The organism is Mesorhizobium sp. B2-4-3 (assembly GCF_006442815.1).
Taxonomy (GTDB): Bacteria; Pseudomonadota; Alphaproteobacteria; order Rhizobiales; family Rhizobiaceae; genus Mesorhizobium.
Genome location: NZ_VFVL01000008.1, coordinates 26686 through 39145, shown reverse-complemented (window position 1 = coordinate 39145; position 12460 = coordinate 26686). Strand labels below are relative to the sequence as shown.

Sequence of the window (12460 nt, the reverse complement as noted above, 5' to 3'; positions counted from 1 at the left end):
TGAACACCTCAGGATAAGCCCAGATGGAACTCGGTCTCTACACTTTCGCCGATGTCAGCCCGGAGCCGGGTGTCGGCGCGATCGACCCGCATGAGCGGCTGCGCAACCTCATCGAGGAAATCGAGCTGGCCGACCAGGTCGGCCTCGACGTGTTCGGCCTCGGCGAGCATCACCGCCCCGACTATGCCGCCTCGGCGCCGGTGGTGGCGCTTGCCGCGGCGGCCGAGCGCACGAAGCGCATCCGCCTGACCAGCGCGGTCACGGTGCTTTCCTCCGACGATCCGGTGCGCGTCTTCCAACAATTCGCGACGCTCGACCTTCTGTCCGACGGCCGCGCCGAGATCATGGCCGGGCGCGGCTCCTTCATCGAATCCTTCCCGCTGTTCGGCTACAATCTCGAGGACTATGACGAGCTCTTCGCCGAGAAGCTCGACCTGTTGCTCGCCATCCGCGACCAGGTGACAGTGACGTGGCAGGGCAAGCTGCGCGCGCCGATCAACGGCCGCGGCGTCTATCCGCGACCGTTGCAGGAAAAACTGCCGGTCTGGATCGCCATCGGCGGCACGCCGCAATCCGCCGCCCGCGCGGGCGTGCTCGGCCTGCCGCTGGCGCTCGCCATCATCGGCGGCGAGCCGGCGCGTTTCGCGCCGCTGTTCGATATCTATCGCGAGGCGGCGCGGCGCGCCGGCACCGACCCGGCAAAGCTTGCCACCAGCATCAACGTGCACGGCTTCATCGCCGAGACGACCGAACAGGCGGCCGACGATTTCTACGGACCGCAGGCCGAAGTAATGAACCGCATCGGCCGCGAGCGCGGCTGGGGCCCGACCTCGCGCGCCCATTTCGACCACGCGCGAGGTCCCGGTGGTGCCTTGTTCGTCGGCAATCCCGAAGCCGTGGCGGAAAAGATCGTCGCCCAGTACAGGATTTTCGGCAACGACCGCTTCCTGCTGCAAATGGCGATCGGCACCATGCCGCACGCCAAGATCATGAAGGCGATCGAGCTCTACGGCACCAGGGTGGCGCCGATCGTGCGCAAGGAAACGGCGAAGGCCGCGCCCGCGGCGCCGGCACCGGCCGCCTGAGCGGCTGCGAAAGCCTCCATGGTTGCAGTTCCCCAGCGCAGGGATCTTGACCGGTCGGCTCTGTTTGCGTTGGCAGGTGCATGCCTTGGAGATTGGCCGAAACGCGCAATCGCGATCGTCATTCTAGGGCGGAGCTCCGTCGCGAAGACCCTAGAATCCATGCCGTTACCTTCGCCAAGGCGTGCAACGGAGCAGAATTCTGGACGGCAGCAACGCTTCGAAGTCACGGCATGGATTCTATGGTCTGCGCCGCGTCGCTTTGCTCCTTGCTCCGCCATAGAATGACGAGGTTGGGGCGGCTTCAACCAATCTCCGGCGTTTGCGCTGATTTCACGCAAATGAACGGAAATCTTACACCAGGACAAACGGCAATCTTTCAAAATCCCTGTGTCGGGGAACTAGGTGTGTTTCACCGTTTCCACGGAAACCGCTCCATTTCCCTGTTTTGACGCAATTCCGGACGGGAGGCTACGGCGAAGTCGCCGAGCCTAACCGCTCACACTTTTCCTAGAATTGCTCTAGGCCTCTGGATGCCCGGCGCAGGCGGCCATCATTTCGGCATGAAGCGCCTCGGTTGCCTCGTCCGCCGGGAACATGCACTCGACGCGCAGCTCCTGGGCGGCGACGGTTTGCGGCGTCCCGACCGTGGTGACCATCGAAAAGTAATTGAGAACCCTGCCTTTCTTGACGAAGCCCATGGGAATGACCGGCGTGAACCCCATTGCCATCGGATTTTTCCATTCGCTTTTCACATCCGGATAGGCGAGCAATTCCGCCAGCAGGGTCTTCGTCTTCTCGTCGAGAACGCGGCCGATGGATTCACGATAGACGCGCTCGAACAGGCTCCTCGCGACATCGGGCCAATCGGCGATGAACGGACGCATGCCCCGCGGATCGAACATCAGATGCAGCATGTTGCGCGGTCCCTGGCGGGCGGACATGTCGATGAAGCAGCCGAAGAAGCGCGGCGCGGATTCATTGGTCATGAGCACGTTCCAGTAGCGATCCATCACGACTGCTGGAAACGGCTCGTGCTGCCGCAGGATGCGCGTCAGGGCATCGGTCACGCTTTTCATTTCCACGGAATCCCACGCGCTTTCGGAAAACATCGGCGCGTAGCCCGCGGCGAGCAGCAATGTGTTGCGCTCGCGCAAAGGCACGTCGAGCGCCCGCGCGATGGCCATCAAGGTCTCGCGGTTGGGCACGCTGCGTCCGCTTTCGATGAAGCTGATCTGTCGTTGGGAGATGCCGGTATCAAGCGACAGATCGAGCTGGCTTGTGCCGCGCAAATCGCGCCAGTGGCGCAAGAGCACACCCAGATCGGGCGTCATGCTTGTCCTGAGGTTCGACGGTCTCATGGTCAACGATCCTCGCGCGGTCGCTGCGATACGCTTCAACCCGGTCTAAGTTTTGACGGCGCAGGGATCGCGCCGATCCGTGCGCCGCCAATCATCCTGAAGTGCGTCGCGCTCCAGGTTTGTCTTTACGCCTGTCAGGCCGCCGCCGCGACCGGAGACCATGCCTGCGCCCTAAAGCGCTCCTCGATCGGCGTGCCGGCCATGTTGGTCGTGGTTGCCGCCATCGTCGAAACGCCGATGCCGGTCACCACTTCCAGAATCTGGGCCTTCGAGTAACCCGCCGCGGTGAACGCATCGATGTCGGCATCGGTGACGTTTCCCTTCTTCTCGATCAACGCCTTCGTCAGCGCCGAGAGCGCCGCGTATTTCGGGTTGGCCGGCAACCTGCCTTCGCGGATCGCATTGACCTCGCTTTCGGCGATCCCATCCTCGATGGCGAATGTCGAATGCGCGGCAACGGTCCAGGGGCATTTGATCGTCACCGCGTTGGTCAGCAGCAGCACCTGCTTCTCGATCTCGTCGAAGCTGCCGCCTTGAAAGCTGCCGAAGGCGGCGACGAACCCGTTGAGAAGCACCGGATTGTTGGCCATCGTCGCCATGACGTTCGGAAGAAAGCCGAACTTCTCTTCCAATGCCTTCAGCGCAGGCCTGGATCTTTCGGGCGCCGACTCGATCGTCTGAAGGTTGAATCTTTGCATTGTAACGTCCTCTTGCAAAATCGGATGGGATCGCGCGGACGAGGTTCCGGCCGCGCCGGCCTTCTCGCTCTGTCGTCGTGAAAGCCTGCCCCGTATTAGGCCCGGCCGGCGCAGCGGCTCAATTACACGTCATGTAATAGCGCGACCGCATGAGCGATAAGCCGGCTCATGGAACCTTGCCCGGAACTCCCGCGTTTCGGGCACAAGCCTGCCATGCATTCATTGTTTGGGTGGCGGGCTTGCAAGGGGAACCGATGAAGGCCGAACCGATCGCTTCGGGCGCGAGCGTTGCCGAAAGCCCTGATCCGCGTGCCGATGCGCGGGCGGACATGCGCCTGACGCGGTCGCTGGTGATCGGGATTTTCATTCTGCTGACGATCGCAGCGCTCTATTTCGCGCGCGACTTCTTCATGCCGGTAATCCTCGCCTTCCTGCTGGCGCTGACGCTGACGCCGATCGTGCGCTTCCTGCGCAAGCACGGCGTTCCGGAGGTGGTTTCGGCGACGCTGCTGGTGCTGCTTTCCATCTTTGTTTTCGTCGCCGCGGGCTATCTGCTCAGCGGTCCGGTCATCGACCTCATCAACAACAGCTATTCGATCGGCCAGCAGCTCACCGAGCGGCTGGCGCCGTTCAAGCGGCCGCTCGAACGGGTGATGGATCTCGCGCATCAGCTGGAAGCGCTGACCGAGACTTCGCAGGAGCCGGGCGTGCAGCGGGTCGCGGTGACGCCTTCCGGCGTTCTTTCCACGGCGGCCAGCAATATCCTGGAAGCCGGCACCTCGATCACCATCGTCTTCGTGCTGTCGCTGTTCCTGCTCGCCTCGGGCACGCTGTTCTACGAGAAGATCGTCCAGTCCTTCACCAGCATGACCCAGAAGAAGCGGGCGTTGCGCGTCGTCTATGACGTCGAGCGCGAGATCTCGCACTATCTGCTTACGGTCTCCCTCATCAATGCGGGTCTCGGCACGGTGATCGGGCTGGGCCTGTGGGGGCTCGGCATGCCCAATCCGCTGGTCTGGGGTGCGGCGGCGGCATTGCTCAATTTCCTGCCCTATGTCGGCGCGCTGATGACCGTCCTGCTCGTCGCCGTCATCGCGCTGATCAGCTTCGACACCATCGCCTATGCGCTGCTGGCGCCGGCTTTCGTGGTGTTGTGCGACATCGTCGAAGGCCAGTTCGTGACGCCGATGGTGGTCGGGCGGCGCCTCGAGATCAACGCGGTGGCGATCTTCATCGCCATCGCCTTCTGGTCTTGGCTGTGGGGCTTCGTCGGCGCGCTGATGGCGGTGCCGCTGCTGGTCGTCATCAAGGTCTTCTGCGACCATTTCGAGGGCTTGAGCCATGTCGGCAACTTCCTCGCGGCGCAGCAGTCCATGGCTGTGGACGAGGAAGCGAGCGAGAACAATCATAAATCCGCGCCCTGAAGCCCTGGCATAATCTCAAACCTCGCACATTGTTTGCGGCACCGCCGGCGAGTGCCTATATCGGACCGATCAAGCCGGACCCTGCCTGTATGAGCGACTTCGATCTCGATGGCTATTTCGCCCGCATAGGCTATGACGGGCCAACCGACGTTTCGCTCGCCACGCTGCAGGCGCTGCACGCCATCCAGCCGCGGGCGATCCCGTTCGAGAACATCGACGCCTTGATGGGCGTTTCCGTCGGCCTCGACGTCGCTTCGCTGCAGGACAAGATTTTTGGCCAGGGCCGCGGCGGCTATTGCTTCGAGCATAATCTGATCTTCATGCATGCGCTGACGGCGCTGGGGTTCACGGCCAGCGGACTGGCGGCGCGGGTGCTCTGGGGCCAGCCTGATGACGCCATCACCGCGCGCAGCCACATGCTGCTGCGCATCGAGCTTGGCGGCCGCACCTATATCGCCGATGTCGGCTTCGGCGGCCTGACGCTGACGGCGCCGCTGCTGCTGGAGCCGGGCCTCGAGCAGCCGACGCCGCACGAGGCCTTCCGCATCGTCGAAACCGGCGACCATCTTCGCATGCAAGCAGGCATTGGCGGTGATTGGCGCACGCTCTACCGCTTCGACATGAGCCAAGCCTATGAGGTCGATTACCGGGTCGCCAGCCATTTCCTGTCGACGCATCCGAGCTCGCATTTCCTGACCACGCTGGTGGCCGCGCTCGCCTTGCCCGACCGACGCTATGCGCTGCGCAACAACCGACTGTCGACGCATCATGCCGGCGGCCGCACGGAGCAGCGCGAGATCGCGACGGCCACTGAGCTCGCCGACGTGCTGGAGAACCAGCTCGCCATCGTCATCCCCGACCGCGCCGCCTTCGAGACAAGGCTGCGGGAAAAACGCATCGTGGAGACCTGACCAATGACGGACCTTTCGGTTCTCGACCTGTCGCCGATCACGCAAGGCAGCACGGCCTCGCAGTCGCTTGCCAATTCGCTCGACCTTGCCCGCCATGCCGAGCGGCTGGGCTACAAGCGTTACTGGCTGGCCGAGCACCACAACATGCCGGGCATTGCGAGCGCCGCGACGTCGGTCGTGATCGCGCATGTCGCCGGCGGCACCAAGTCGATCCGCGTCGGCGCCGGCGGCATCATGCTGCCCAACCATGCGCCACTGGTGATCGCCGAGCAGTTCGGCACGCTGGCCGCGCTTTTTCCCGGCCGCATCGACCTCGGTCTCGGCCGCGCGCCGGGCACCGACATGCTGACCGCGCGGGCGCTGCGGCGCAATCTGGAGTCCGCCGACAATTTCCCGCAGGACGTGGTCGAGCTGATGGGCTATTTCCAGCCGGCCGAGGAAGGCCAGCGCATCCGCGCGGTGCCCGGCGAAGGCCAGGCCGTTCCGGTCTGGATCCTCGGCTCCAGCCTCTATGGCGCGCAGCTCGCGGCACTGCTCGGCCTGCCTTACGCCTTCGCCTCGCATTTCGCGCCGGCCGAGCTCGACCACGCGCTGGAGGTTTATCGCACGCGGTTCCAGCCCTCGGCGCAGCTCGACAAGCCCTATGTCATGCTCGGCCTCAATGTCTCTGCCGCTCCGACGGACGCCGAGGCGAAGCTTCTGTTCAGCTCGCTGCAGCAGGCCTTCGTCAATCTGCGCAGCGGCCGGCCCGGACAATTGCCGCCTCCGGTCGAGAATTACGACCGCGATCTCGATCCGATGGCGAAAACCATGCTTGCCCAGGCGCTGTCCTGCGCCGTCGTCGGCTCGCCGGAAACGGTGCGCCAAGGCATCGATGCCTTCATACACCGCACGGGCGCCGACGAATTGATGGTGACGGCGCAGATCTTCGATCACGCGGCGCGCGTCCGCTCCTACGAGATCCTCGCCGACGTGCATAAATCGATGTCGAAGGCGGCCTGATCGCGCCAAGGCTTTTGCCTGACATACTCGTCTGCTAAGGGCGCGGCGTCGGTTCTCAGCCAGGAGTTTCCCGTGACCCACGACCTCGACGACCGCATGCATTTTGCCATCGACCTGGCGCGGCGCGCCGGCGAGCTGGGGCTGAAATATTTTCGCGACCTCGACAATCTGACCATCGAGAGCAAAGGCCACCAGGATCTGGTTTCGGAAGCCGACCGCGAGGTCGAGCTGTTCATCCGTGCGGCCATTGCCGAGGCCTATCCGCAAGACGGCATCGTCGGCGAGGAGCACGCTGCGGTGACCGGAACAACCGGTCATGTCTGGGTGATCGACCCGATCGACGGCACCGCCAATTTCGTGCGCGGCATTCCCGCCTGGTGCGTGGTGATCGCCTGCGCCAGAAACGGCGAGACGATCGTGGGCGTCACCCATGAGCCTTCGACCGACGAGACGTTCTACGCCCGCCTTGGCGGCGGCGCCTTCCTCAACGGCAAGCCGATCAAGGCCAGCAATGTCACCTCGCTTTCGGAAGGTTCGGTCGGCACCGGGCTCTCCAACCGCGCTTCGACCAAGAATGTCGTCGTGCTCATCACCCTGATATTGGGGGAGGGCGGTGTCTTCTACCGCAACGCCTCGGGCGCGCTGATGCTTGCCTATGCGGCCTCGGGCCGGCTGCTCGGCTATGTCGAGAAGCACATGAATGCCTGGGACTGCCTGGCCGGCATGCTGCTGGTCGAGGAGGCCGGCGGCACGGTGCTGAAAGCGGACCCCAAGACGGTGGTCGGCCAGGGCACGCAAGTGGTCGCCGGCGGCAAACACATCTTCCCCAGGCTGCAGCTGCTTTGCGAGACCGCCTTCGGATTTACGCGCTGATGGTCTGCGCGAGCGCGCCCAGCGGCCGGCAGGAATTGCGGATCATCAGCCGGCCCTTTAGGATGAGCTTGCGCGGCGGCGCGTCGCGATTGCCGGCCAGCCGCTCGAGCAGAAGGTTCGCCGCCTGCTCGCCGATCGCCTGCACCGGCTGCGCCACGGTGGTCAGCTGCGGCACGAACACGTCCGACCAGGGAAAATCATCGAAACAGGCGACCGAGATGTCCTCGGGGCAGGATAGGCCGATGTCGCGGATCGCCTTCATGGTGCCGATCACCATCGGGTTGTTGGCCGAGAAGATCGCGCTCGGCCGGTCGTGCAGCGACAGCAATTGCATGGTCGCGTTGTAGCCGTCGATCTCGTGGAAATTGCCGGAGCGAACGAGTTCCTCCGCTACGGGCAGGCCGGCGGCCTGCAGCGCCTCGCGGTAGCCGATCATGCGGTCATGCATGGGCGATATGTCGGATGCGCCGGTGATGTAGCCGATGCGGCGATGGCCGAGATGGATCAGATAGGTGACGGCGTCGAACACGGCGCGCTGGTTGTCCAGCACCACCGCATCGGTGTCGACGCCTTCGCAGAGGCGGTCGAGTAGCACCACCGGCACGTTGGCGTCCTCGACGATGCCCTTGAGGATGCCGCCGTCGCCGACGCGCGCCACGATCAGCCCGTCGACCATGCGGTCGAGCAGCAGCCGGATCTGCTCGTCCTGCGTGTTCAGGTCCTCGTCCGTGCAGCACAGCATGACGGCATAGCCGGCGCGGTCGAACGCCTGCTGGATGACCGAAACGACATCGGTGAAGAACGGGTTGGTGATATGCGGCACGGTCAGGCCGATGGTCCGCGTGGTGCCCATCTTGAGGCTGCGGGCAATGGCGTTGCGCTTGTAGCCGATGTCGCGGATCGCCTGCTCGATGCGCTGGGTAAGCTCGGGGCTGACGGTGGCGGTGCCGTTGAGCACTGCCGACACGGTGGCCACGGACACACGCGCCGCCTCAGCCACGTGCAGCATGGTCGGCGCCGTGGATTTCCGCTGTTTTTTCCGCCCTGACACCGTCATTTTCGAAACGTTTAGCCGCCCTTATTTTGGCTGAACCTACGCAAACCCGGCATTTTTCGCAAGAATTGAAATGCATCAATCCTCAGCAACCAGATATACGCTTGACACATTCGAAACGTTTAGATTAGCGTTCGGGCAATCGAAGACGACGGAGGGAGGCCGTCCTTTGCCATGCAGCGCGCTGATTCCATCACGACTGGCAACGCGACCGCCGACGGTCCCGCCGTCGTCCTGAGCGCGACCGGCATTTCCAAGCGATTCGGCGGCATCACCGCGCTGTCCGATGTGAGCCTGGACCTCAGGCCCGGCGAGGTGCATGCGCTGATGGGCGAGAACGGCGCCGGCAAGTCGACGCTGATGAAGATCCTCTCGGGCGTCTATACGGATTACGAAGGCGCGGTGGCGATCGACGGCCAGCCGGTCCGTTTCACCGGCGTCCGCGACGCCGAGGATGCCGGCATCGCGATCATCCACCAGGAGCTCAACCTCGTTCCCGAGCTCAGCGTCGCCGACAACATCTTCCTCGGCCGCGAAAAGCTGATTGCCGGGCTGGTCGTCGACCGCAAGGCGAGCAGCCGCGCGGCCAGCGCGCTGCTGCAGCGGCTGGGCATCGAGCTCGATCCGGAAGCGCGGGTCGGCACGCTCAGGGTCGGCGAGCAGCAGCTGGTGGAGATCGCCAAGGCGCTGTCGAAATCGGCGCGCATCCTGATCATGGACGAGCCGACCTCGGCGCTGTCGCCGGCCGAGTGCGAGAGACTGTTCCGCATCATCGGCCAGCTTGCGGCAAGCGGCGTCGCGATCGTCTACATCTCGCACCGCATCGACGAAGTGATGCATCTGGCAAGCCGGGTGACGGTGCTGCGCGACGGGCGCCATGTGATGACCGAGGACATGGAGGGTCTGGGCGAAGACGCCATCATCTCGGCCATGGTCGGGCGCGACCTCCTCGCTTCCTCCGATCATGAGCGCGGCCCCGGCGGCAATGTGGCGCTCTCGGTCAGGGACCTGTCGCTGTCGAAGCCCGACCGGCACGGCTGGCGCACGATGATCGACGGCGTTAGCTTCGACCTTGCCGCCGGCGAGATCCTCGGCATCGGCGGGCTGCTGGGTTCCGGCCGCACCGAGATCCTGGAAGCGATCTTCGGCTCCAGCGGCGGCAGGTCCGGCGGCGAGATCCGGCTCGACGGCGCGCCGGTCGAGATCGGCTCGCCGCGCGAGGCCCGCCGGCTCGGCATCGCCCTGGTGACCGAGGACCGCAAGACGCAAGGCCTGCATCTCCAGGCCTCGATCACCGACAATGTCGCCCTGCCTCTGGTCGGCGCGCTGGCCCGCTTCGGCCTGCGCTCGCGCTCGGGCGAGCAAGGCCTTGCGCGAGAGGCGGTCAGCGCGCTCGGCATACGCTGCGAAAGCATCGAGCAGGCCGCCGGCACGCTCTCCGGCGGCAACCAGCAGAAAGTGGTGATCGGCAAATGGCTGGCGACGCGGCCGCGCGTGCTGCTGCTCGACGAGCCGACGCGCGGCATCGATGTCGGCGCCAAGCGCGAAATCTACGACCTCATCTTCAAGCTGGCCGGCGACGGGCTGGCGATTGCCGTGATCAGCTCCGAACTGCCCGAGCTCCTGCATCTGGCCGACCGCATCCTGGTCATGGCTGAGGGCCGGCAGCGCGGCATCCTGTCCCGCGCCGAAGCCAGCGAGGAGGCGATCATGCGGCTTGCCGCGCCGAGACGCACTGCGAGATCCGCTGCATGAACCTCATCAGCCTTCTCTCCCGCACCAAGCTTTACTGGGGGCTGATCGCCATCTTCCTGATCGGCGTGTTCGGCTCGCCGATCAGCTCCAAGGGCAACAACATCTTCTTGTCCTACGGCAACCTGCTCGACGTGCTGCGCCAGGTGTCGACCACCGGCCTCATCGCCACCGGCATGACGGCGGTGATCCTGACCGGCGGCATCGATCTTTCCGTCGGCTCGCTGATGGCGATCTGCTCGGTCGTCTGCGCCATGCTGCTGACGGTGCCGGGCGTCACGCCGTCGGCGGCGCTCGGCGTGCCGACAACCGCGCTGGTCGCCTTGTGCCTCGGCGCGCTCGCCACCCGCTTCATCCTGCTCAACATCGAGAAATCCCGCGCCGGCGCCGAAGCCGGCCGCGAGGTGCGGCTGGACAAGGCGCGCGGGCTGGTCATCCCGGGCGTGGTCGGCGTCATCCTGTGCTGCCTTTCGCTGTGGTACCTGCTGCCGCAGGTCGAGACCAAGTTCGGCGTGCTCGGCGTGCTTCTGGTGGCGCCTTGCGTCGGCCTTCTGTTCGGCACCATCAACGGCTTCATCATCGTCGCCGGACGGCTACAGCCCTTCATCGTCACGCTGGCGATGATGGTGACGGCGCTCGGCATCGCCAGGCTGACCGCCGGCCAGAACAATGCGGTGCTGCCGGTCTATACCGGCTCCAACGCCACCGCCGACTTCGAGATCCTGCGCTCGCTGGTGTTCGGCGTCGTGCCGATGCCGGGCCTGTTCTTCCTCGGCGCGATCGTGATCTACGGCGCGGTGCTGCGCTTCACGCCCTTCGGCCGCTATGTCTACGCCATCGGCGGCAATGAGGAGGCGGCGCGGCTTTCCGGCATCGCCGCCGGGCGCGTCAAGATCGTCACCTATTCCGTGTCCGGCCTCCTCGCCGGCATCGCGGCGGTGCTCTACGTGGCGCAATACCGCCAAGGCAAGCCGGATGCCGGCGCGGGGCTGGAGCTCGACGCCATCGCCGCCGTGGTCATCGGCGGCACCAGCCTGATGGGCGGGCGCGGCAGCCTGATCGGCACCTTCTGCGGCGTGCTGATCTTCGGCCTGCTGTCCAACATCCTGCAGCTGCACAACATCAATTCCAACCTTCAGCTGGTGCTGAAGGGGGCGATCATCATCGGCACCGTGCTCGTGCAGGAGCGCAACGCCGGCGACCTTCTCAGCTATCTGCGCCTGCCCAACGGACGGGCGGCGCAAAAGGAAACGGCCGCGGCCAAGCGACCGTCACAGGAGACCTCGTCTCTATAATCCGGAGGAAACAGGACCATGAAACGACGTGATATGCTGAAGCTCGCCACTTTCGCGGCGGCACTTCTGACGACCACCGCAATCTTGTCCGGCAACCATGCCTTTGCTCAGGACAAGAAGTGGAAGATCGGCTTCTCGCAGGTGACGACCATCGAGCCCTGGCGCGCCCAGTTCAACAAGGACATCATCGCCGAGGCCGCCAAGCATCCGGACGTCGAGCTGATCATCACCGACGGCGAAGACAAGACCGAAAAGCAGGTCGCCGATGTCGAGAACCTGATCCGCCAGGAGGTCGACGCGCTGCTGGTGTCGCCGAAGGAATCGGCGGGTCTGACCGGCGTGGTGCAGCAGGCGATCGACGCCAAGATCCCGGTCTTCGTGCTCGACCGCAATGTCGACACCAAGGACTACACGCAGTTCGTCGGCGGCGACAACGCGCTGATCGGCCGCGCGGCGGGCGAATACGCCGTCGAGCTCCTGGGCGGCAAGGGCAAGGCCGCCGGCAACGTCGTCGAGATCTGGGGCGGCATGGGAACGCAGCCGGCGCATGACCGCCATGACGGCTTCCATGAGTTCACCGACAAGGAGCCGGGCATCAAGTACCTGCTCGACCAGCAGTCGGGCGACTGGAAGCAGGACCAGGCCTACAACATCATGGCCAACGCGCTGAAGACCAACGAGAAGATCGACCTCGTCTACGGCCACAACGATCCGATGGCCTATGGCGCCTATCTCGCGGCCAAGGACGTCGGGCGCGAAAAGGACATCAAGTTCATCGGCATCGACGGCCTGCCCAACGAAGGCGTGCAGATGGTGAACAAGGGCGAGCTGACGGCGACCTTCACCTATGTCACGCCGGGCGCCGAGGGCCTGCGCCAGGCGATCAAGTTCCTGAACGGCGAGAAGGTCGAGAAGACCATCACGCTGCCGACGGAAAAGGTCACCAAGGACAACGCCGCCAAGATCCTCAAGGACAACGGGCTCTAAGCCGGCCATCCCCTGCCGGGC

At 64.7% G+C, this 12460-nt stretch carries 11 protein-coding genes; 8 read left to right on the top strand and 3 right to left on the bottom strand.

Going from position 1 to position 12460, the window contains the following annotated elements:
- The first annotated feature begins 23 nt into the window (after positions 1 to 23).
- Positions 24 to 1085 (top strand): LLM class flavin-dependent oxidoreductase, encoded by a 1062-nt coding sequence (locus tag FJ956_RS10580; RefSeq protein WP_140682026.1) that lies wholly within the window; start codon positions 24 to 26, stop codon positions 1083 to 1085.
- A 518-nt stretch (positions 1086 to 1603) separates the two neighbouring features.
- Here FJ956_RS10580 and FJ956_RS10575 read toward each other — a convergent pair.
- Complete coding sequence (locus tag FJ956_RS10575) at positions 1604 to 2443, bottom strand: helix-turn-helix transcriptional regulator (protein WP_181170333.1); 840 nt, start codon at positions 2441 to 2443, stop codon at positions 1604 to 1606.
- Between the two features lie 134 nt (positions 2444 to 2577).
- On the bottom strand, positions 2578 to 3141 hold the full coding sequence (locus FJ956_RS10570; RefSeq protein WP_140682028.1) for a carboxymuconolactone decarboxylase family protein: 564 nt from the start codon (positions 3139 to 3141) through the stop codon (positions 2578 to 2580).
- A gap of 254 nt (positions 3142 to 3395) precedes the next feature.
- Here FJ956_RS10570 and FJ956_RS10565 point away from each other — a divergent pair, with 254 nt between their 5' ends.
- The 4 genes from FJ956_RS10565 (at position 3396) to FJ956_RS10550 (ending at position 7351) form a co-directional block, all read left to right on the top strand.
- Complete coding sequence (locus tag FJ956_RS10565; RefSeq protein ID WP_140682030.1) at positions 3396 to 4565, top strand: AI-2E family transporter; 1170 nt, start codon at positions 3396 to 3398, stop codon at positions 4563 to 4565.
- 89 nt (positions 4566 to 4654) lie between these two features.
- Positions 4655 to 5476, top strand: coding sequence for an arylamine N-acetyltransferase (locus FJ956_RS10560; RefSeq protein ID WP_140682032.1), 822 nt, complete (start codon positions 4655 to 4657; stop codon positions 5474 to 5476).
- A 3-nt stretch (positions 5477 to 5479) separates the two neighbouring features.
- Positions 5480 to 6478: an LLM class flavin-dependent oxidoreductase gene (locus FJ956_RS10555; RefSeq protein ID WP_140682034.1), complete on the top strand. Its 999-nt coding sequence runs from the start codon at positions 5480 to 5482 to the stop codon at positions 6476 to 6478.
- Between the two features lie 72 nt (positions 6479 to 6550).
- Positions 6551 to 7351, top strand: coding sequence for an inositol monophosphatase family protein (locus FJ956_RS10550; RefSeq protein ID WP_140682036.1), 801 nt, complete (start codon positions 6551 to 6553; stop codon positions 7349 to 7351).
- Here FJ956_RS10550 and FJ956_RS10545 read toward each other — a convergent pair.
- Complete coding sequence (locus FJ956_RS10545) at positions 7341 to 8360, bottom strand: LacI family DNA-binding transcriptional regulator (RefSeq protein WP_140682038.1); 1020 nt, start codon at positions 8358 to 8360, stop codon at positions 7341 to 7343. The genes FJ956_RS10550 and FJ956_RS10545 overlap by 11 nt on opposite strands.
- Positions 8361 to 8579: 219 nt before the next feature.
- Here FJ956_RS10545 and FJ956_RS10540 point away from each other — a divergent pair, with 219 nt between their 5' ends.
- The 3 genes from FJ956_RS10540 to FJ956_RS10530 are packed head-to-tail and all read left to right on the top strand — an operon-like array spanning position 8580 to position 12439.
- On the top strand, positions 8580 to 10160 hold the full coding sequence (locus FJ956_RS10540; protein WP_140682040.1) for a sugar ABC transporter ATP-binding protein: 1581 nt from the start codon (positions 8580 to 8582) through the stop codon (positions 10158 to 10160).
- A complete protein-coding gene (locus tag FJ956_RS10535) occupies positions 10157 to 11452 on the top strand; it encodes an ABC transporter permease (RefSeq protein ID WP_140682042.1) in 1296 nt (431 codons plus the stop codon). The genes FJ956_RS10540 and FJ956_RS10535 overlap by 4 nt, the downstream gene beginning before the upstream one ends.
- Positions 11453 to 11470: 18 nt before the next feature.
- Positions 11471 to 12439, top strand: a complete 969-nt coding sequence (locus tag FJ956_RS10530; protein WP_140654562.1) for a substrate-binding domain-containing protein — start codon at positions 11471 to 11473, stop codon at positions 12437 to 12439.
- Positions 12440 to 12460 lie beyond the last annotated feature (21 nt).

Excerpts from the sequence above, each read along its gene's own strand:
- FJ956_RS10570 (WP_140682028.1), bottom strand. The coding sequence starts at position 3,141 with ATGCAAAGATTCAACCTTCAGACGATCGAGTCGGCGCCCGAAAGATCC.
- FJ956_RS10540 (WP_140682040.1), top strand. The coding sequence starts at position 8,580 with ATGCAGCGCGCTGATTCCATCACGACTGGCAACGCGACCGCCGACGGT.
- FJ956_RS10535 (WP_140682042.1), top strand. The coding sequence starts at position 10,157 with ATGAACCTCATCAGCCTTCTCTCCCGCACCAAGCTTTACTGGGGGCTG.
- FJ956_RS10530 (WP_140654562.1), top strand. The coding sequence starts at position 11,471 with ATGAAACGACGTGATATGCTGAAGCTCGCCACTTTCGCGGCGGCACTT.
- FJ956_RS10580 (WP_140682026.1), top strand. The coding sequence starts at position 24 with ATGGAACTCGGTCTCTACACTTTCGCCGATGTCAGCCCGGAGCCGGGT.
- FJ956_RS10545 (WP_140682038.1), bottom strand. The coding sequence starts at position 8,360 with ATGCTGCACGTGGCTGAGGCGGCGCGTGTGTCCGTGGCCACCGTGTCG.
- FJ956_RS10565 (WP_140682030.1), top strand. The coding sequence starts at position 3,396 with ATGAAGGCCGAACCGATCGCTTCGGGCGCGAGCGTTGCCGAAAGCCCT.
- FJ956_RS10575 (WP_181170333.1), bottom strand. The coding sequence starts at position 2,443 with ATGAGACCGTCGAACCTCAGGACAAGCATGACGCCCGATCTGGGTGTG.
- FJ956_RS10560 (WP_140682032.1), top strand. The coding sequence starts at position 4,655 with ATGAGCGACTTCGATCTCGATGGCTATTTCGCCCGCATAGGCTATGAC.
- FJ956_RS10555 (WP_140682034.1), top strand. The coding sequence starts at position 5,480 with ATGACGGACCTTTCGGTTCTCGACCTGTCGCCGATCACGCAAGGCAGC.